This window comes from Sphingobacterium sp. SYP-B4668 (assembly GCF_027627455.1).
Lineage (GTDB): Bacteria > Bacteroidota > Bacteroidia > Sphingobacteriales > Sphingobacteriaceae > Sphingobacterium.
In genome coordinates this window covers 2,715,735-2,736,026 of the sequence record NZ_CP115483.1, presented here as the reverse complement: position 1 = coordinate 2,736,026, position 20,292 = coordinate 2,715,735, and the positions used below count along the sequence as shown (strand labels likewise).

Below are 20,292 nucleotides of genomic sequence, written 5' to 3'. Positions count from 1 at the left end.
TCAGAGATTTTAACCAATATTCCTTTCATAGGGGACACGTGTTGCAATCGATCGACCTAGGGTGATTTCATCGACATATTCAAGTTCACCACCGAAGGCTATTCCTCTCGCTATTGTGCTGATTTGGACAGCGGACTCTTTGAGTTTGCGATAAAGATAAAATATAGTGGTATCGCCCTCCATGGTTGCACTCAATGCGAGTATAATCTCCTTTACTTCACCAGATGCAATGCGCGAGGCCAATCCTTCAATTTTGAGGTCAGATGGACCTATTCCATCCATGGGAGAAATCAAGCCGCCAAGCACATGATATACCCCTTGATATTGATTCGTATTTTCAATGGCCATCACATCTCGCGTGTCTTCGACCACACATATCATTGTTTTGTCCCTCTTCATCGAACTACAAATATCACAGACATCATGATCGGAGATATTGAAGCATACTTTACAATACTTGATTTGCTCCTTAAGCTGGTCAATTGCACCGGTAAATCTGGCAACTTCTCCATCGGATTGTTTAAGCAGATGGAGAACCAATCGCAAGGCTGTCTTCTGTCCGACACCCGGTAGGCGCCCGAACTCGTCAACAGCCTGCTGCAATAATTTCGATGAAAATTCCATTGCACAAACTTATAGAAACTACTCTTTATATACAAGTCTCCCGAATATCAATTTCATACCTATTGATAGTGTTTAAAACAACACTGCTCCAACAAAGAAGATTCTCTTTTTTTGTTTTTTCTCCCATTACATTTCCTACACACAATTCACAAAAAATTTATATCTTGTAAATGCCCTCCTTACATAAAGGGGGTATACTATTAAAGGAATAAAAATATGAAGGAAGATAAAATTCTAAGGGCGTTTGAGAATAAAACATGGCAAGAAATCAAAGTGAAGGATTCATGGCAGATTTTTAAAATCATGTCTGAATTTGTCGATGGCTTTGAAAAGTTGGCTAAAATTGGTCCCTGTGTTTCTATTTTTGGATCTGCGAGGACACCGCGCGAGCACAAATATTACCAGATGGCTGTAGATATTGGAAAATTGCTGACCGAACGTGGCTATGGAGTTATTTCGGGAGGTGGTCCTGGAATCATGGAAGCCGCTAATAAAGGAGCATATGAAGCTGGGGGAAAATCCGTTGGATTGAATATTGAATTGCCTTTTGAGCAGTTCCATAATAAATATATAGACCGTGATAAGCTACTGGAATTCAACTATTTTTTTGTACGAAAGGTGATGTTTATGAAGTATTCACAGGGATACATCGTTATGCCTGGAGGATTTGGCACTATGGATGAACTTTTTGAGGCTATCACATTAATTCAGACCGGAAAAATAGCCCGTTTCCCTATCGTGTTGGTGGGCAGTGATTATTGGGGAGGATTATTGGAGTGGATACAAAAGACAATGCTAGACAACGCCTATATCAGTGAGGAAGACCTTAAGCTGTATCGGGTTGTAGATACCGCAGAAGATGCTGCAGAGCACATCTTCAGATTCTACGACAAATATTTACTCAAACCCAACTTCTAAGCCTCATGGTCCATGGTTATGGACCATGATTTGAACACTTGAAAAATCTGCAGCTTGCTAAGGAATTGCTTAAGCAGCTGTCATGTTCAATATAAACTCTGCTTAGCTTCTTTTTTGTATTAAAAGGACAGCTGGCCGTCCATAAAAAAACACGAAGCATATTTCGTGTTTTTTTTATGGTGTTTCCAATAGCGATATTAGTCTACACTATTCCCCAGCTTTATCCATTGTAAGGTGATAATTCTCTTCAACGGAGACCGCTTTTCGATTCGACTTTTCGATATTCTTCCCTTCTAATGTCCAAAGGAAAGGGACAAAATTGAAGACCTGCATGCCGTCCACTTCTTTGAGATCATGCTTCCAGGTTTTCCATTTGAAAGTTTCATAAAATTGATGGATATTTCCCTTTAATGCCCAGTGGATAAAGTCTGAATAGCCACACTCTAGGCTTTCCCACTGTAACGTGTCTTGTGCAAAATAGTATACATTCCCAATTTCGTCTCCCAAGCTGCCTGCATTGATTGCAAAATATCCACCAAGTACATCATCTGCAATAAGTAGAAAGCCTCCTTTTTCGCCCTCTCGCTCAAAACTCTTGTGCTTGTTCCATTGCATGATGCCCCGATTCAGCTTTGTCGAACCCGAACCTAGTATACGTAACCAGCCGTAGTCAATCAATATACCTCCTGTCTGATATACGATTGCTCCTATGGGTGATTTGGTCGAAATTTGAAGTCTTAATAGCTCCTCATCCGCTTTTCGGGGATTCCGTGGCAATACTTCATACTGATTTACAGCTGTCTTCATCCAATCTTGCACCAATTTCCAACCTGAATCTACGCTGTGTATTAATTCTTTTAATGTTTTCATTTCCTATTTACTTCCACTGTCGACCATCTGTATTGACCATTTAGATGACTAAAGCGCCACCGTAAACCGCTTATCTAACGCTCTATATCCTTAAGATTACTCATTTTCTTGTATTCCAAAAATCCTTTGATATCTTCAAAATGTTCACGAACACGTTTATTTCCAAACTCAAATACTTTTTTGGCTAAACCATCTAAGAAATCGCGGTCGTGCGATACCAAAATCAAAGTGCCGTCAAAATCTTGAAGAGCATCTTTGATAATGTCCTTGGTCTTCATATCCAAGTGATTGGTTGGCTCATCCAGGATCAATACATTTACCGGCTCTAAAAGTAACTTGATCATCGCCAATCGCGTCTTCTCGCCTCCAGACAATACTTTTACCTTCTTGGTCGTATCATCACCACTGAACATAAATGCACCTAATAAATCTTTTATTTTGACCCGCACATCGCCTACCGCTATTTGGTCTATAGTTTCAAAGACAGTCAATTCACCATCCAGGAGAGCTGCTTGATTTTGGGCAAAATAACCGATTTTGGCATTGTGTCCCACCTTTAGGCTTCCATCAAAATCTATTTCGCCCATGATTGCCTTTATCATGGTTGACTTACCCTCTCCGTTCTTTCCGACGAAAGCCACTTTTTCTCCTCTTTCGATGACCATATTTGCTTTCTGAAAGACAATATGGTCACCATAGGCCTTGGTCAGCTCCTCTACAAGTACGGGATACTGTCCCGAGCGAGGTGAGGGTGGGAATTTCAGCTTCAATGCTGAATTATCGACTTCATCAATCTCTATTACCTCCAGCTTTTCTAGCATCTTGACCCTGGACTGCACTTGTAGCGTCTTAGAGTAAGTCCCTCTAAATCGGTCTATGAATTCCTGATTATCAGCAATAAAGCGCTGTTGTTCTTCATAAGCTTTTAATTGATGTAGGCGACGATCTTTACGTAATTCTAAATAGTGACTATATTTCGCTTTATAATCATAGATTCTTCCCATAGTCACCTCTATCGTGCGGTTGGTAATATTATCCACAAATGCTCTATCGTGTGAGATTACGATAACCGCCTTTGCTGAATTTAATAGGAAATCTTCAAGCCATTGTATACTTTCGATATCCATGTGATTGGTCGGCTCATCCAGCAGGATGAGATCTGGCTGTTTTAGAAGTATTTTTGCCAATTCAATCCGCATGCGCCAACCACCTGAAAATTCGGAAGTATGCCGCGTGAAATCCGAACGTTCAAAACCAAGGCCTTTTAGCACCTTTTCCACTTCGGCATCGTAATTTACTTCCTCTATGGAATAATATTTCTCACTCAACTCTGATACCCGCTCAATAAGCTGCATATAATCATCCGTCTCATAATCAGTCCGAACATTTAATTGCTCATTCAATCGTTCCAACTCATCTCGCATATAATACACTTCTTCGAAGGCTTTTGAGGTTTCCTCAAAAACGGTCACATTATCATGAGTTAGCAAATGCTGAGGTAAATAGGCTATTACCGCGTCCTTGGGACCTGAGACGTTGCCAGTGGTTGGTTTACCCGCTCCAGCGATGATCTTCAAAAGTGTAGATTTTCCTGCACCATTTTTACCCATCAATGCTATTTTATCGTTTTCATTGACCGAAAACGATACATCGCTAAAAAGCGTTGTGCCTCCAAATGAGACCGAAATGTTATTTATGTTAATCACGCTGTATCTGCTTATTTTTGTGCAAAGATAAGCGAATCATGCTTACAAAATAATAATCCCTGAAAAATGTACCATCACCACTGCTCAAGACACTAGCTATACCTTTGTTCAATCAAGGTAGCAGGCTGTCCGCAAGTGGATGGCATCTGCAACAAGCGCCAGGGCCAGTATCGTATCGGCGTTATCCTCGGCAAGCCAATAGGTCGAAAGGCCTGACCACGCAACCAGCCAATCCACCATATGCCTTTTTGAAATATTTGCCTCTTGACATATGATGTCCAATTGCCGGGCCAATCGCCCCTCCGACAGTGCTGTATCTGCGGTGGGATTGCACAGTATATTTGCAAAATCAAATGCGCGGTCTCCATACAATCCCTTGGGATCAACGGCTTTCCACCCTGCTCTATCGCCATATAGGATATTCGCGTGATGCAAGTCGCCGTGCAGTACGGTTACCTCCTTTTGTTTTTTTAGCACATATCTAGCCACTTCCGCACTGATTTGAAGCTCTTGGGTTGAATGATTGGGTTGACTAATAAAAGGTTCGAACCACTCGTCTAGCGTTATTAAGGGTGGTCGCGAAGTTAATCGAGGCTGATGTAGCTGTTGAGCGACGCTGCATATTATGCGCGTGGCTAGATCGTCCTGACCGCTGCCTACCAAGCCTTTCAACGTTAATTCGGCAGCATTTTCAATTCGTTCCAGTAGCAAGGCATCTTCTGAATGGCAATAAACAGTTGCTGCTCCATTTCCATCCCACCACCTCATCAAGTATGAGCCACGACGCTCTTCTTCTACCGTAGGGAGTTTGAGCATCGCTTTTCTATCTTGGTAAGTACAGGCTTGTAAAATACTGGTCTTAGTAGAAAATGGGGCGGAAGTTGGTTCAAGGCCCCATTTTAGTACGTAATAATCCAGTCTCTGTCTCTCATGGGGTGTCATGATATCTATGGCGTGCTTTTTTTTTTATTTATTTTGCAAATGATTAATAATCCCTATAACGTCCTGCTCGCCAAATCCATTATCATGGGCAGCTTGGTAGGTGTCCACCAATTCCTTTGTTAGTGGATAGGCGGCGCCAGCACGTTGAGCCAGCAAAATATCTTTCAACATTAGATCCAAGGCAAAGGCTGGTGCATAGCTGTCCTTCAATAGTAAAGGCGTCTTTACACGGGTAGCACCACTTCCACTAGCACTTTCATTGATAATTTCCAGCATATCCGTTCTAGCGATTCCCAACTCTCCAGAAAAGAGCACCGTTTCAGCAAGCCCTTGGTAAATCGTCGCCAAAAAGTAATTTATGGACAACTTTGCTGCTATTCCTTTCCCATTAACTCCTACATGTTTCGTTAACTTTCCCATTTTTGCAAAATACGGTTGGGCGCGGGTAATGTCTTGCTGTTCTCCACCGGCCATAATAATGAGGGTACCCTCCGCTGCCGGACCTGTGCTTCCCGCTACCGGAGCATCTACAAAAGCCCCATTTTCTTCCTTTACTAAAGCCGCGATCCTCGCAGTGGCCTCTTGTGAAATGGTGCTCATATCTACGATTAGCTTCCCTGTAATATCTAATTCAAGAATACGCGCATACACAGCTGCTACAGCATCATCATTTGTTAACATCGTAAAGATGATGTCACATTCGTTAACTAACTGTGTAATACTATTGCATACGGTAGTGCGCGGAGAGAGGCCGGCAGCTTTTTCAATAGTCCGATTATAGACTGCCAGTGGAAATCCGGCCTTTTCCAAATTCTTAGCCATGGGATATCCCATATTTCCCAAGCCAATAAACCCTATTTTCTCTTTATCCATTGTTATGTTATTTTTTAGCAAACCCGTTTAACGCCATTTTCTTTTCGATGGGGATGCACAACTATTCGCTTCCACTACGAAATTAAGTAATAACTATGAATTCTCTACCAATCAACAGCAGATGTGTACCTTTCAAGACTGCTATATATCGTGCATCTATTCCTGTCGATAAATCTATAATATGGAGGCCCTTAGCTCCGCTGCCGATTGAGGTGATAGGTACCCCAGGGGAATATCAAATACGGTACATGCTCCAATATGGCCTGCAACTACCATTTTTGATACCGCTCTAGCATAAGCGACTAAGACGCTAGACGTGAATTCCGGATTATCGTCCAGCGTCAAGCTGAATTCCATGCGTTGTTTGGAGCCGGCACCTGTCTGCCCTGTACGGAATACTGTGCCTCCGTGCGGCATCCCGGCATGATTGGTTATCAATTCGTGCTCGGTGATAAAATGGACGGTAGTGTCATACTGGTCAAAGTAGTGGGGCATCATCTTGATATCTGATACAATTGTTTCCCGACATGCACCTTCTTCGGCTACTACATAGCACACCCGCTGATGTCGTTCGGCTGCAGAAAGCAGCGGGTTTCCTCCAGCACGTACCTGATCTATCGCACTATCCAAGGGGATCGTATACTGCACCCCATTCTTTACCCCATCTACTCGCCTCACAGCATCCGAATGTCCTTGACTCAGTCCTTTCCCCCAGAAGGTGTAATCCGCTCCATCTGGGAGTATACTCTGCCCTAGTAATCGCGCAATGGAGAACAAGCCTGGATCCCAGCCGGTAGAGATTAAGCTCAATGTGTTGCTTTTTTTACCCAGCTCATCCACGCGTTCAAAATATTCAGGTATTTTGGCATGCGTGTCAAAACTATCAACCGTATTAAAATGTTGAGCTACCTGAAGTACTTGTTCGGGTAAATCCTTTGCAGAGCCACCACAAAGGATCATCACATCTATCTTTCCGATAAAATCTGTTATTTGGTGCATCCAGAATGTGGGTACTTCTATTTTTAACAATGCTGGATCCCGTCTTGTGAAAACGGCGACTAGACACATATCAGGGTGTTGGTTTATTGCTCGCTCTACGCCTTTACCCAAATTACCGTATCCTACGATACCGATTCTTAGCAGTTTTTTCTGTTTATTCTCCATTTTACTTTCTATGTTCAATACAGTCCATCTTATATAGGAGCTGTAAATTTTTTATTTAACTTGGCAACAACAAAAAGCCATCTAGCCCCTGTGATTTGAACACAGGGTTTAACAATAGAATTACACTCATGCTTTTTGTTCTCTTTGTAGAAAACAAGTGGATTGAGGCTAGGCTTTAACCTGCTAAAATAAGGAATATATAGGGAAATAAAAGAGAAAACAATATACCGCTGATTGTCTTATAGTTACAACCATACACCATCACCATTAGGTATGCACTTCGCTGACAAAGGTGACTGGATACCTGTTACAATATACCTTTCTAAGGAACATCAAGGTGCACTTCAGCAGCAAATTAGTCCAAGGTGCTGCAGGACAAAATCAACTCTTTCAGGAACTGTCGCTTTTGGCACTTCGACAATTTGGTATCCATACCGCAGATATATTTCTTTCATTGTTTTGTAGGTATGGACGGCCTCGCTCCAGGATTGTAATCTTTCATTATCGGTTTCATAAATCTCTTGCCACGGCGGCAGCATGAACACCGTGACATTGTAGCGGTATTGTTGAGCAGCTAGCTCCATTTCGTGCGTGACTCCTTGCCCAGTCATCTCTGCATAACAGATAGCATCGAGTATTCCCCTATCAAAGACATACACTTCCTGAGCCTTACGTGCTTGCACTTCATAGGTTTCTATCGATGTTTTTAGCATCAAGTCCGTATAGATTATTTTATTTGCCCATGGCAAGCCATCACCTCCAATGGATATTTGTTCTTTAATGATCCGACGTGCGTCTTCAGGTACAACTTTTAAGCCTGTGCATGCCAATCCCTCCAATAGTGTGGTTTTGCCAGCACCGGGGCCACCAGTGACCACGTAAAAATTAGATTTTAACATAGTTATATTGTTTATTCATTGCAATGCATCCGAAAGCGGGTATTATCAAGGCGGGCATGCCTCTATCTATGTATTCAAACGTTCAAATCCAAAGACATCTTTTCGCTGGTCTCGAGTCCCCGATAGTTGGTTTCGGATTATCTGAGCAGCAATCATACTAAATGTTATGCCATTTCCGCCATAACCAAGGGCATAGAGCATACGTTTCCTACCGGGCCATTCGCCAATAAATGGTAGACCATCAGGAGTGGAGGAAAAGGTACCACACCAAGCCATGCTAACCTCAAATGGGATTTCAGGATACATTTTTTTGAATTTATAAGAAAGCTTTCGAACTTTCTTTCGGAGTAAGACATCTCTCAATTTGGGATTTCTAAAAGGCTCGTCTTCTCCACCCATCATAATACGGTTATCTACCGTGGAGCGCATATAGAAGTAAGGCGATCGAGTCTCCCAAATGAGACTTCTCTCCTTCCAAAACTGCGCTGGATCTATGGGGTTGCTCACCAAGGCATAGGTTGAATTAAGCTTCATCACCTCTTTTGGGAGAAACTTACCCGCTTCAAATCCAGCTGCTATGATGACATACTTGCAATTTACTCGCCGTCCATCATTAGTCAAAAGCGTATAGCCCTCTTTTCGTTCTTGATAGTCTATAATTTCTACTGGCGAATATACCGATAGCTCCTTTCGTTTTTGATGGTGCTGGATAATGCCTGTGGACGCACGATAGCAGTCCATCTGTGCGGATCTGTCGTTGTATAATGCGCCAAAAGCTTTTATCCCATATTGTTGATGTAGCTCTTCCTCATTCAAATAAGATACGGGCAGTCCATGCTGTAATCGACATTCATACTCGGCATTTATCATGCGTCGCCCCTTGCGGTTACTGGCGACAAATACAGTTGATACGCGCTTAAAATCTGCTTTTACTTTGATTTTAGACAATAGCGCTTGGATATCGTCAATGGATTCTAGGCTACAGTGATAGGCCGCTACAGCCCGCTTCTCCCCCACGTCCGCAATCATCTCGTGTAGCGGTACATCTATTTCATATTGAAGCTGCGCAGTGCTAGCCGCTGTACTTCCCGTAGATACCGTTCGCTTATCGAAGATGGCACATTCGATTCCGGCTTCACACAGCTCGTGAGCAACCAAAGCCCCTGTAATACCCGACCCTATAATGGCCACATCAATTTTTAAATCCTCCCGTAAGGGATTGTAGTAGTCATAAAGTTCATTTTTAACAATCCAAAAGGGTAATCCGGAGTAAAGATCCATATGGTATATTTACGTTAATCAACAATCCGGGCAAACAAAAGTTTCGTTTTTTCATTAAATAGAAAAGGCCTTGTGCTATGACCAAGCAATAAATTAGGTGCAACAAGTCCAAAAACATTAAATTTGATTACATGAATATCCATACTTTACAAAATACGGTAACCATCAATGGACCATATTACAGATAACTAATAAAGGATAAACAGAGCACCATCAGCTCATTAAACAATTACTTGTATATGAATAAATCCTTCTATCGATTTCTAGCAAAGCTGAATAAATCCATATTGCCAAAGTTAAGTGACAAAGATCCGTCAAAACTTACAAAATGGCAACAGGCTATACTTGCGTATCGTTATTATATCACTACTCGCTCTTTGGATTAGCCTTGGAAATAAGTTTATCGTTTCCAAAGGCGTCATTAATGATGTGCAACTCCGTCTGTGGAAACGGGATGCTGATACCATGTGCATCCAACGCATTTTTAATGGCCTCTTGGTTGGCATTAGCTGTTGGCCAGTAGTCTTCCTTTTTAGCCCATCCACGAATAGTCAGATTGACCGAACTATCTGCCAATTGACTTACGAATATCTCGGGTGCGGGTGTCTCTAGCACCCGTTTGTCATCTTTTAAGACTTGAAGGATAATATCTTTCGCTTCCTTCATATTTGCATCGTAGGAAATACCAACTACATACTCAAATCTACGCGAGAGGATCTTCGAGTAGTTTTTGATTACCGAATTAGCCAAAGTGCCATTTGGGCTAAACTCTTTTATCCCTTCAGCGGTGACCAATGTTGTGTATAATAAATCAATCCGCTCTACTGTACCAGCCGATCCGTTCGCACTGGAGATATAGTCCCCTACTTCAAATGGACGAAACATTAATATGAGTACACCTCCAGCAAAATTTGAAAGACTTCCCTGTAAGGCCATACCCACAGCAAGTCCAAATGCCGATAATGCAGCGATAAAAGAAGTAGTCTGTATTCCCATTGTACTTGCAGCCGTCAAAATCAGTAGAGCATACAGTACAAATTTCAACATACTAGCTACAAAAGCACGAATCGATACATCCACTTTTCTTTTTTCAAAACGCCTATTGAGCATGTTAATGAAGAACCGGATAAGGTATCCCCCGAAAAATAGAATAGACAAACCCACGACGATACTGGGGATACTCACGATGACCACGTCTATCAATTTGTCAAACCACATTTCAAATTTGCTGATGTTTACTGTCTCCATATTATTCTTTTTAGATATTTCCTCTTAAAACAATTAATTTCAAAATTTGTTCGTCCACCTAACGGCTTTACAATCAAACGGGACGCAATTTGGCTACCAAACTTTCGTATATATAGAAGTTTGTGTAAGTTTGATTTTGATTCAAAGGTAGAAAGATTTGTATGTATGTCCCTTATTTACTTAGATAATAATGCAACCACAGCGCTCGATTCACGTGTGCTGGATGAAATGCTGCCCTATTTGACTACCGAGTACGGCAATGCTTCCAGTGTACAACATAGATGGGGACGCAAAGCCAATGCAGCTATTCAACAAGCTCGACTTCGTGTAGCGCAAGCGATTCGAGCAAAGGAAAAAGAGATTTTTTTCAATTCAGGTTCTACCGAAGCTATCAATACTGTACTTAAAGGTATCTTCGAATTGTATCAGGTAAAAGGGAAGCATATTATCACCGCATATACAGAGCATAAAGCTGTTCTTGCCTGTTGCACATATCTTGAAAAGAGAGGAGCCGAAATAACCTATCTCCTGACCGACTCAAACGGGCAGCTTGATTTATCGGCACTGGAGCGTGAGATTCGTCCAGATACCATATTAGTCGCTTTGATGGCCGCCAATAATGAGACAGGTGTCATTCATCCCATTCAGCAGATTGCCAAGATCACAAATGCAAAAGAGACATTATTCTTTTGCGATGCCACCCAATATGTTGGCAAAGTGGACCTAAATTTAGAGCAAATAGGAATTGACATCTTATGCCTTAGCGCACACAAATTTCACGGTCCCAAAGGCGTGGGAGCATTATATATCCGCCGTAAAACAAAGCCTACCCAGATTCAGGCTCTTATACATGGAGGAAAACAAGAAGGTGATTTTCGTGGAGGGACATATAATGTACCAGCTATAGTGGGTATGGGTAAAGCTATTGAGATTGCTCATCAAGCGCTCGACAGTACACAGCAATCGGTGGGCGAGCTACGGGATCGGTTGGAGCGACAAATCTTGGAACATATTCCATCAGCTGCTATTCATGCCCAAGACGCACAGCGGCTTTACAACACGAGCAATATCGTATTCAAGCATACTAAGGCAACCGAAATCATGAGCAGATTGCGAGAGGTAGCGCTATCGGCAGGTTCGGCCTGTGTATCCGGCGATCGCGATCCCTCACACGTACTGAAGGCTATGGGCCTGAGTGATGACGATGCTTATTGCAGTTTAAGATTTAGTTTGAGTCGATATACCACTGATGAGCATATTCGAGAAGCACTGTCCCGAATAATAGCCGTTGTAGCTGATGTTCGGTCCCAATCTCCAGTTTGGCAGCTCTACAAGCAGGGACTGATTGACTAATTTGACACAATACTAACAGACATGGGATTGTTTGTTCTCAAAAAAATATCGTAATTTGTAGGAGCAAAGATAAAGGAAAGAACGCATGGACAGCATGATCACAATAACAGATAAAGCAAAGGAACGCATTGATACCATCATGAAGGACGAGAACTATGATGGCTCCTATTTTGTGAGGGTTTCAGTAGAAAGTGGCGGATGCTCTGGGCTATCCTATAAATTGAACTTTGACAACGAGGAGAAGAAGGGAGATCAATTTTTTGAAGATAGAGGGATTAGGATTTGTCTGGATATCAAATCATATTTGTATTTAGCAGGTACTGAGCTAGATTATTCAGATGGACTCACTGGAAAAGGATTTGAGTTTCACAACCCCAATGCCAGCAGGACATGTGCTTGTGGGGAGAGTTTCTCTGTATAGACATTAGAGTAGCCCCTTCATAAAAAAAGCTCCTTTCTTTCAGAAAAGAGCTTTTTTTATGAACAATATTTCGTTCTTGTTGTTCTTCTACCAAAGAATCACACCTATGTATATTCGTCTGCTAATATGCTGTATATTCATGTCTACCCTTGCAAACAGTTGCCATAATCCCACTCGTCAAAATAGCACGAATGATGTACAGGATAGCGTATCTACAAATCGACAATCTCGCCATTATACTATCAAAGAAATGCCTCAGGGCATAGACAAATGGCAGATGACCCTGTTCCAAAAGGCGCGGGTGAAAGACACCTTTTCGTTTATCAACGATGCGTACTCAAAAGTGTCCATCCAGGTGTCTCCAGTGCATGATTCAATTGGAAATATTCGTATCAACAACATTATTATGCCAGACAATCAAACAGATGGTCCCTTTGGCCGTCAAATGGTATACCCGCTTCAACAGCGGGGTCGATATCGGATTGTTGTTGGTGAAAGCCAAATGCAGGGGGACGCATTTGAGGGGGATTATCGCATCAGCATCCAGCTTACAAAATAAATACTGCCATATGGCGTGGGGTACACCCTCGACAATCAACTTTCGAGATAGATCGCAGAGAAAATGCATTTAATGAGCAATCGGTTTATAGCTTTGCATAAAGTAAACTACAAGGTATTTAAATAAAGATAGGTCTTCAACCGGGGAGATTGAAGACCTATACTAACCAATTATTAACCTAAATTATGAAGCTCAAAGATAATTCGATTTAGCATAACCTTCCAAATAATCCACTCCCTTTAACATAGTTTTAACAGATTTCAGACATATTCTTGACAATATCTTGCTCAATCGACCAGAAATCGGCTTTTTATCGCTATTTTTGTTACATGCAGATAGAAGCAATATTGACAAGGATGGGCATCTCTTCCCTAAATGAGATGCAGCAAGAAGTTGTACAATCTTTAGGGACGGATTCCGATATGATTTTACATGCGCCCACTGGTTCGGGCAAGACCTTGGCATTCCTGCTAGCTGCATTGTCCCATTTTGACGAGCGTAAAAAGGGAGTACAATGCCTTATACTTGTCCCTACACGTGAGCTTGCGCTACAAATTGAATCTGTAGCTAAAAAAGTGCTCCATGGAAAACGTACAGTATGTTGTTACGGAGGTCATTCGACTCGAGTCGAAAAGAATGCGCTACAACATTCTCCAGATATATTGATTGGAACCCCCGGTCGCGTGGCACACCATATTCGCAAGGAGAATTTTTTAGTCGATCATCTAAATACACTGGTACTAGATGAATTTGATAAATCACTTGAGCTTGGTTTCGAAGAGGATATGTCGTTTATCATTCGAGAATTGTCCCAGTTGAAGCGGCGTATCCTCACGTCCGCGACAACTATGGAGCAAATTCCAGCCTTTACAGGCGTCACTACTCCTGCCGTCATCGATTATTTGAACGACGACGAATCTAGTCCCGACCTGACCATCAAAAGAATTACTTGTAAACCAAAGGAAAAATTAAATGCTCTGTTGCAACTTATTTGTTTCATAGGTAGCAAGCGTATGCTTATTTTTTGCAATCATCGGGATGCGGTAGACCATATTTCGCAATTATTGATGAATCGTGAGCTTGTCCATGATGTCTTTCATGGAGGGATGGAACAGCCCGATCGCGAACTTTCGCTCTTGAAATTTAGAAACGGCACCTCTCAAATATTAATCACCACGGATTTGGCCGCTCGTGGATTGGACATCCCAGAGGTGGACTCCATAATCCATTACCAACTGCCTTATAAGGAAGAAGTTTTTACGCACAGAAATGGACGTACAGCGCGCATGAAAGCATCGGGAAATGTATTTGTAATATTGACAACGGATGAGAAGTACGACTATCTTCCGATAGATTTGGAGGAGCAAGTCTTGGATGAAGACATACAATTTCCAGTAAATTCACCATACATGACGCTCCACATCAATGCGGGCAAAAAAGACAAAATCAACAAGATTGATATCGTTGGCTACTTACTGAAAATCCCAGGGATGGAAAAAGATGATGTGGGCATTATCGAAGTCAAAGAGACAATGGCTTTTGTTGCCGTCAGTAGAGACAAAGCCCCACTAGCCATGAAACATAGTTCGCAGGTCAAAATGAAGAATAAGAAAGTCAAGATTACAAGGAGCTAACCTCCTTGCTGAGTTTTGTTTTTCAAAAATGTAATGACTTCTGCCGGTACCATCGAACTAATATCGCCATTATGCAAGACGACATCTCTCACGATAGTAGACGAAATATGGCCTGTGCCACTCGTACTCATTAAAAAGATGGTTTCGATATCGGGTTGGAGTTGTTTGTTGTTTTGAGCAATCGCATTCTCGAACTCGAAGTCATTTGTATTGCGCAATCCTCTCAAAATGTATTGCGCCCCAATCCTTTTACAATATTCTACGGTAAGGCCACTATAAGTTGTCACTTCTACCCTAGGTTGATCAGCAAATACCTTCGTGAGTATATCTGCCCGCTCTTGATGACTGAGTAGTCCCTTCTTCTCACTATTGACACCTACAGCCACGACAATCTTATCAAATAATTCCAGTGCCCGTATCACAATGTCACGGTGCGCTAAGGTGACGGGGTCGAATGAGCCCGGAAAGATTGCTATTGTTATTTGTCGATCGGTTTTCATGCCTATGTGTGTTTACTTGTTATTCATTAGGGGTACACTCTCCAATAGAGCAGTGGATGCTATACCAATTGTTGTTTGTCCTCACGGCTATAAAAACCAAAAGACGAATACCCATATTTCCGAATTTCCTGTAAGTAGGGTGAGTCATCCAGTTTCCGGGTAGATGGAAATTCTATAATCAATAAGCCATTGTCCTTTAACAAATTTGCATTCATTATCATTTCCGGAAGTTGAGGTAGCTGAGGAATATCGTATGGCGGATCGGCAAATATGAGATCATACTGTTGTTTACAGGAGTTGATATACTTGAATACATCCGCCTTTTTGGCTTGAATAGACGTTGCTTTCAGCTTTTTCGCGGTTTCGGCAATATACTGCACACACTTAAAGTGAAGGTCTACGGCAGTCACTGTAGGCACTCCTCGTGAAGCCAGTTCCAAACTAATGTTTCCGGTCCCTGCAAATAGATCTAAGCATTCCAGTTCTTCAAAATCAACTCGATGCTGAAGAATGTTGAATACGGCTTCTTTTGCAATGTCCGTCGTCGGTCGTACTGGAAGATTACTGGGAGGATTGAGCCGTATACCTCCCCATGTGCCACCAATTATCCGCATCCTAGTACTCAAATAATGTATTCAATCCAGCCAATTGCTCCTCTACCCTGGGTACATCTGCATGTATCTTCACTTTTGCCTGCATCACCTCTATCTTTTCAGCTAGCTGGGTTAATCTAATACGATAGATATCTTCTGGTATCTCGCCCGAAATCAAAAGTTTCTGCACCTTATCTTTAATATGAAAATTGCTAAATATACGCAGCATGTAATACGTCAAATCTTCTAATCCATAAACTTCAAAAGTATTATACAATTGAAATTGGCCATTGATAAAGACGAAAATATCGACAACCTGGTCACCAAAGTGCACACCGACTACATCACCCTGTAAGGGTATATGTGCTTGCGCTTGTTCTAATACTACTTGAAATTCGGGAATGAACTGGGCTTCCGGAAACAACGTCTTCCAACGGTTGTATAAAAACATATCAAATTGATATACGGCAGTAACACCGTTCATAGCCACCTGTTGAAACTTTGTGTTTTCAACCTGGTCATCCACCAAAAATTCCGAATACTCTTCCAATGCATCTTCTTGAAATACTTCTGTGGGGACGAATACCAACCCTTGATGTGGCACCACCACCTTTACTTTACTAAAAGGCAGGCTAAGCAGCTGTAAAGCAGAGGGTTCGGGTTGTTCACTTTCATACTCGATCATCACCTGTATGCTATTGTTTTCATCTATCACAACCAGTGTATCGATATGAAAGCCAGTCTTTACCAATAAAGTATAGTGGGGAAGATATTGAATATTAAAATGGTCTGAAGTATAGTTCATGCGCTAAGTTACCAGTCTAAATCGGTAATCGATTTTTATCTAGCAAACTTAGATAAACTTATGTTTATATGCAAGTCAATATCCCGATAGATCTCGGCTTTAACTTGCTTTTGAAGCCAAGTTTATCTAAGTTTGAAGGTGCATATCCAAGATCTCCTTATCCAACACTTTCATTGGTCTCCTACGCCACAGCAAAGTATTGCTTTCGGCCTGTTAAGTGACTTTATAGCTGCTTTCGATCGTCAGCGTACATTTGTATTAAAGGGATATGCTGGTACAGGGAAGACTGCCATCATAAGTGCCCTAGTGAAGACTCTTCCGCAGCTGCGCAAGAAGAGTGTACTCTTGGCCCCTACAGGGCGTGCGGCAAAGGTAATGAGCCACTATTCTGGCAAAAAAGCATTCACCATCCATAAAAAGATATATCGCAAGAAGACAGCTGTCGCCTTTGAGATGGATTTTGGATTGGCTGAAAATTTACATGAAGACACCTTATTTATTGTTGATGAGGCTTCTATGATATCCAATGAGTCGGCCAATATTTTTTCCAAGAGCCTCTTACATGACCTTATCAAGTATGTACAGTCTGGAAAGAATTGCACTATTATGTTTGTAGGTGATACCGCCCAGCTACCTCCAGTCGGTCTTCTACAGAGTCCCGCGCTCAACCCAGAGTATCTTCGCCATGAATTCTACCTACATGTATCTGGATTCGAACTTACGGATGTAGTACGTCAAGAGAAGAGTTCGGGGATACTGTTCAATGCAACTAAGATAAGGCGAGAAATAAAGATGGAAGAGGACAAAAATGACTATCCATTTCCACAGTTTGTTACAAAGGGTTTTGCAGACACTTTCCAAATGACAGGCGAAAAATTAATAGAAGGCTTGCATTATGCCTACGACAAGTTTGGGATCGAGAATACACTTGTCGTTTGTAGGTCCAACAAATCCGCCAATCTATACAATCAAAATATCCGCAATCGCATCCTGTTCAGAGAGGAAGAGCTTACGGGTGGGGATCTTGTTATGGTGGTACGCAACAACTACTATTGGCTCACCGAAAATAATGAGGACAATAAAAGTGGTTTTATCGCCAACGGTGACATGGCCAAAGTCCGAAAGGTAGGATATATGCATGAGCAGCATGGATTTAGATTTGCAGATGTTACGTTAGAGTTTAGTGACGACGAAGAGCCTATCACCTGTCGTGTGCTGCTAGAGAGTCTATATACAGACTCCCCCAATCTCCCTTACGAGCAGCAGCAACAATTATACGAAGCCATCGCTACGGACTATGCGGACATTTTTTCTAAAAAAGATCGAATGGAGGCTATTAAAAAAGACCCCTATTACAATGCCCTCCAGATTAAATTTGCATATGCTATCACCTGTCATAAAGCACAGGGAGGGCAATGGGAAGCAGTCTTTATCGACCAAGGGTACCTGCATGACGACATGCTCAATACCGAATTCTTAAGATGGCTTTATACCGCTTTGACGCGCGCTACAAAAGAATTATTTTTGGTAAACTTTAATGAAAAATTCTTTTAGATGAATGCCCCTAAAGATGTTCTAGAATTTGCGAAACAGAAGACCAGATTTCTGGACACCCTGGCTCGTCATCAACAACAGCAGCTCTCCCCTTTCCGCCATGATGAACTCGTTGTGCCGTCCTTACTAGAATTGTGTTTCACTAGCAATGAGCACAACATTCCCTTACATGCCATATGGCTCCTCGAAAAATACCTCAAAGCTTATCCAAGTAGCTTTGACAGCGTATACCCGACAGTATTGGAGCGATTGCATGAAATACAGATAGATGGTAATCAACGAATTGCAGGCAACATACTCATTCAATTGTTATCTTCAAAAATCAACATCCAGCTTACCATGGAGCAGGAAGAAGAATTGATTGAACTCATATTTGGCTGGATGATCAAGCCGAATAAGGCGGTTGCCGTAGTCGCCAATTGTTTTGAAATCCTGTACCTCTTAAGCCAGCGTCACGATTGGGTAAAAGATGAACTTTGGGCTCAAATCGACTTTTTCAAAAAGAATGGACCACCTTCAATACAAGCAAGAGGCAAAAAGATACTCGGCTTACTTAAAAAGAATACCTAGCACCTACTGTGTAGAATGCATACATATCGTTAGATTTGGAATTGTAGTGCGGCACGCGAAATCCATCGAGTTCATCATCTGCAAAAGAAAATTGCCCATTGAATACCACGCTGAAATAACGTCCTGTCCGATTTTTATAATTGAATTTGTTGATCGGTATAGCGGCACCAACATTTGCAACCGGAAAGAGCATGCTTTTTGTTTTTTCAGGCATCCTAGCAGTACCAGCGACAGCACCGTCTCCATAATCTACAAAACCATCCGCATGCCTTAATTCCTTGTATTTGCTTTGCAGGCCACCAAATCCTACACCTAGGTATATAGAGTTCAATAATAACTCCGTCGGTGACGAATAGGACGAGCCTGTAGAGGTAAATTGGAATGGATACACCGTCACATTTATAAAACCCGCATAGTAACTATTATTAGCTTTACGTTTATCTGTAGTATCTGACACCGCTTCTGCCTTCAGCGAGCCAATCTGTCCTTCGAGCCCAACCATTATCCCCTTGTAGATCCGATAGTCAGCTTTGAGATAGGCCCCTAAGCCCATTCCTGCTTTGGGTACATCACCATATAATACCGTTGGCCCCACACCTAGCGTGACGTGAAATTTGTCATTCGCTTTTCGCGCACCACCTATCACCGGTGGGCAGTCAAGTTGAGCGTAGCTGCTAATTGGAGTTAGTAAAGCAAGAGCTAAAAGGTATAAAAGACTTCTTTTCATATAGTCGACTTTGAGTGATTATTAAAACAGTGTATTTCCTTTGCTGTGATTGACGCGTCCTAGATGTTTGAATGCGGTATCGGTACATTCCCTTCCTCGAGAGGTACGCATCAGATATCCCTCCTGAATTAAGAAAGGTTCATATACCTCTTCTATCGTACCTTCATCTTCTCCTACCGCTGTTGCTATTGTTTTGAGACCTACTGGGCCACCTTTAAATTTATCGATAATAGTGGACAATATTCTGTTATCCATTTCGTCGAGTCCATTCTCATCAACATTTAACGCGTTCAACGCATATTGAGCAATAGCTCTATCGATGGAACCGTTACCTTTAATCTGTGCAAAATCTCGTGTACGACGCAAAAGTGCGTTGGCAATACGTGGGGTGCCCCTACTCCGCCGAGCGATCTCATAAGCACCTTCATCCGATATAGGTGTATTCAAGATACTGGCCGATCGTAATACGATTGTAGTCAACAGCTTAGCATCATAATACTGTAGCCTTGAGTTAATTCCAAATCGAGCCCGCAATGGTGAGGTTAGCAACCCCGACCGAGTGGTTGCCCCTACAAGGGTAAATGGGCTCAGCGATATCTGTACAGAGCGCGCATTGGGCCCAGTCTCCAACATGATATCTATTTTAAAGTCTTCCATTGCAGAGTATAGATACTCCTCGACAATAGGGCTCAGGCGATGTATCTCGTCTATAAAAAGAATATCTCCCTCTTCCAGATTGGTCAGCAGTCCAGCTAGATCTCCAGGTTTGTCCAATACAGGACCCGAAGTTACTTTGAAGCCCACCCCCATTTCGTTAGCAATGATATTCGACAAGGTCGTCTTCCCAAGTCCCGGGGGGCCATGCAAAAGAACGTGGTCCAGGGCTTCCCCCCTCAATTTGGCAGCCTTTACAAAGACAGCCAGATTTTCCAAAATCTTTTCCTGTCCCGTAAAATCCTCAAACGTTTGAGGTCTGAGGACGCGTTCAAGGTCACGTTCTACTGGGTTTAATCGCTCAGAATTGGGGTCAAGGAATTCGTTCATATCTCTT

At 42.1% G+C, this 20,292-nt stretch carries 21 protein-coding genes; 7 read left to right on the top strand and 14 right to left on the bottom strand.

Features of this window, described 5'->3' with window-relative positions; all coding sequences use genetic code 11:
* Window positions 1-9: 9 nt before the first annotated feature.
* Window positions 10-624: a recombination mediator RecR gene (gene recR / locus OQ289_RS11360; RefSeq protein WP_033562406.1), complete on the bottom strand. Its 615-nt coding sequence runs from the start codon at window positions 622-624 to the stop codon at window positions 10-12.
* A 216-nt stretch (window positions 625-840) separates the two neighbouring features.
* Between recR and OQ289_RS11355 the strand changes: the two genes are divergently transcribed.
* The gene (locus OQ289_RS11355; protein WP_270086979.1) at window positions 841-1,542 is read left to right on the top strand and encodes a TIGR00730 family Rossman fold protein; all 702 of its coding nucleotides are present in this window, start codon (window positions 841-843) and stop codon (window positions 1,540-1,542) included.
* Window positions 1,543-1,749: 207 nt separating this feature from the next.
* Here the strand turns inward: OQ289_RS11355 and OQ289_RS11350 are convergent, their stop codons facing one another.
* From OQ289_RS11350 to OQ289_RS11315, 8 genes are all read right to left on the bottom strand, one after another.
* Entirely contained in the window at window positions 1,750-2,412 is a 663-nt protein-coding gene (locus OQ289_RS11350) for a DUF2625 domain-containing protein (protein WP_270086978.1), read from the bottom strand.
* A 74-nt stretch (window positions 2,413-2,486) separates the two neighbouring features.
* On the bottom strand, window positions 2,487-4,118 hold the full coding sequence (locus OQ289_RS11345; protein WP_270086977.1) for an ABC-F family ATP-binding cassette domain-containing protein: 1,632 nt from the start codon (window positions 4,116-4,118) through the stop codon (window positions 2,487-2,489).
* Window positions 4,119-4,226: 108 nt separating this feature from the next.
* Complete coding sequence (locus OQ289_RS11340) at window positions 4,227-5,060, bottom strand: aminoglycoside phosphotransferase family protein (protein ID WP_270086976.1); 834 nt, start codon at window positions 5,058-5,060, stop codon at window positions 4,227-4,229.
* A gap of 24 nt (window positions 5,061-5,084) precedes the next feature.
* A complete protein-coding gene (locus OQ289_RS11335) occupies window positions 5,085-5,933 on the bottom strand; it encodes an NAD(P)-dependent oxidoreductase (protein WP_270086975.1) in 849 nt (282 codons plus the stop codon).
* Between the two features lie 174 nt (window positions 5,934-6,107).
* Complete coding sequence (locus tag OQ289_RS11330) at window positions 6,108-7,097, bottom strand: diaminopimelate dehydrogenase (RefSeq protein WP_270086974.1); 990 nt, start codon at window positions 7,095-7,097, stop codon at window positions 6,108-6,110.
* Window positions 7,098-7,441: 344 nt separating this feature from the next.
* Window positions 7,442-7,996: an AAA family ATPase gene (locus OQ289_RS11325; protein ID WP_270086973.1), complete on the bottom strand. Its 555-nt coding sequence runs from the start codon at window positions 7,994-7,996 to the stop codon at window positions 7,442-7,444.
* Between the two features lie 66 nt (window positions 7,997-8,062).
* Complete coding sequence (locus OQ289_RS11320) at window positions 8,063-9,277, bottom strand: NAD(P)/FAD-dependent oxidoreductase (protein WP_270086972.1); 1,215 nt, start codon at window positions 9,275-9,277, stop codon at window positions 8,063-8,065.
* 366 nt (window positions 9,278-9,643) lie between these two features.
* The gene (locus tag OQ289_RS11315; protein ID WP_270086971.1) at window positions 9,644-10,525 is read right to left on the bottom strand and encodes a mechanosensitive ion channel family protein; all 882 of its coding nucleotides are present in this window, start codon (window positions 10,523-10,525) and stop codon (window positions 9,644-9,646) included.
* Between the two features lie 165 nt (window positions 10,526-10,690).
* Between OQ289_RS11315 and OQ289_RS11310 the strand changes: the two genes are divergently transcribed.
* The 4 genes from OQ289_RS11310 (at window position 10,691) to OQ289_RS11295 (ending at window position 14,492) form a co-directional block, all read left to right on the top strand.
* Window positions 10,691-11,878, top strand: a complete 1,188-nt coding sequence (locus OQ289_RS11310; RefSeq protein ID WP_270086970.1) for a cysteine desulfurase family protein — start codon at window positions 10,691-10,693, stop codon at window positions 11,876-11,878.
* 94 nt (window positions 11,879-11,972) lie between these two features.
* Window positions 11,973-12,299, top strand: a complete 327-nt coding sequence (locus tag OQ289_RS11305) for a HesB/IscA family protein (protein ID WP_270086969.1) — start codon at window positions 11,973-11,975, stop codon at window positions 12,297-12,299.
* Window positions 12,300-12,357: 58 nt separating this feature from the next.
* Window positions 12,358-12,858, top strand: a complete 501-nt coding sequence (locus OQ289_RS11300; protein ID WP_270086968.1) for a hypothetical protein — start codon at window positions 12,358-12,360, stop codon at window positions 12,856-12,858.
* Between the two features lie 329 nt (window positions 12,859-13,187).
* Window positions 13,188-14,492 carry a DEAD/DEAH box helicase gene (locus OQ289_RS11295; protein ID WP_270086967.1) on the top strand — a complete coding sequence of 435 codons (1,305 nt, stop codon included), beginning with the start codon at window positions 13,188-13,190 and terminating at the stop codon, window positions 14,490-14,492.
* On the opposite strand, the gene coaD is transcribed toward OQ289_RS11295, so the two are convergent.
* From coaD to OQ289_RS11280, 3 genes are read right to left on the bottom strand one after another with little or no spacing between them, the layout of a single operon-like run.
* Window positions 14,489-14,992, bottom strand: coding sequence for a pantetheine-phosphate adenylyltransferase (gene coaD, locus OQ289_RS11290; protein WP_333485540.1), 504 nt, complete (start codon window positions 14,990-14,992; stop codon window positions 14,489-14,491). The genes OQ289_RS11295 and coaD overlap by 4 nt on opposite strands.
* A 59-nt stretch (window positions 14,993-15,051) precedes the next feature.
* A complete protein-coding gene (locus tag OQ289_RS11285) occupies window positions 15,052-15,606 on the bottom strand; it encodes an RsmD family RNA methyltransferase (protein WP_270090874.1) in 555 nt (184 codons plus the stop codon).
* A 1-nt stretch (window position 15,607) separates the two neighbouring features.
* The gene (locus OQ289_RS11280) at window positions 15,608-16,390 is read right to left on the bottom strand and encodes a DUF3822 family protein (protein ID WP_270086966.1); all 783 of its coding nucleotides are present in this window, start codon (window positions 16,388-16,390) and stop codon (window positions 15,608-15,610) included.
* A 138-nt stretch (window positions 16,391-16,528) separates the two neighbouring features.
* Here OQ289_RS11280 and OQ289_RS11275 point away from each other — a divergent pair, with 138 nt between their 5' ends.
* Window positions 16,529-17,944, top strand: a complete 1,416-nt coding sequence (locus OQ289_RS11275; protein WP_270086965.1) for an ATP-dependent DNA helicase — start codon at window positions 16,529-16,531, stop codon at window positions 17,942-17,944.
* Complete coding sequence (locus tag OQ289_RS11270) at window positions 17,945-18,514, top strand: hypothetical protein (protein WP_270086964.1); 570 nt, start codon at window positions 17,945-17,947, stop codon at window positions 18,512-18,514.
* On the opposite strand, the gene OQ289_RS11265 is transcribed toward OQ289_RS11270, so the two are convergent.
* Both OQ289_RS11265 and ruvB read right to left on the bottom strand, forming a co-directional pair.
* Entirely contained in the window at window positions 18,498-19,241 is a 744-nt protein-coding gene (locus tag OQ289_RS11265) for a hypothetical protein (RefSeq protein WP_270086963.1), read from the bottom strand. The genes OQ289_RS11270 and OQ289_RS11265 overlap by 17 nt on opposite strands.
* Before the next feature lie 21 nt (window positions 19,242-19,262).
* Entirely contained in the window at window positions 19,263-20,285 is a 1,023-nt protein-coding gene (ruvB, locus tag OQ289_RS11260; protein WP_033562388.1) for a Holliday junction branch migration DNA helicase RuvB, read from the bottom strand.
* Window positions 20,286-20,292: the final 7 nt, after the last annotated feature.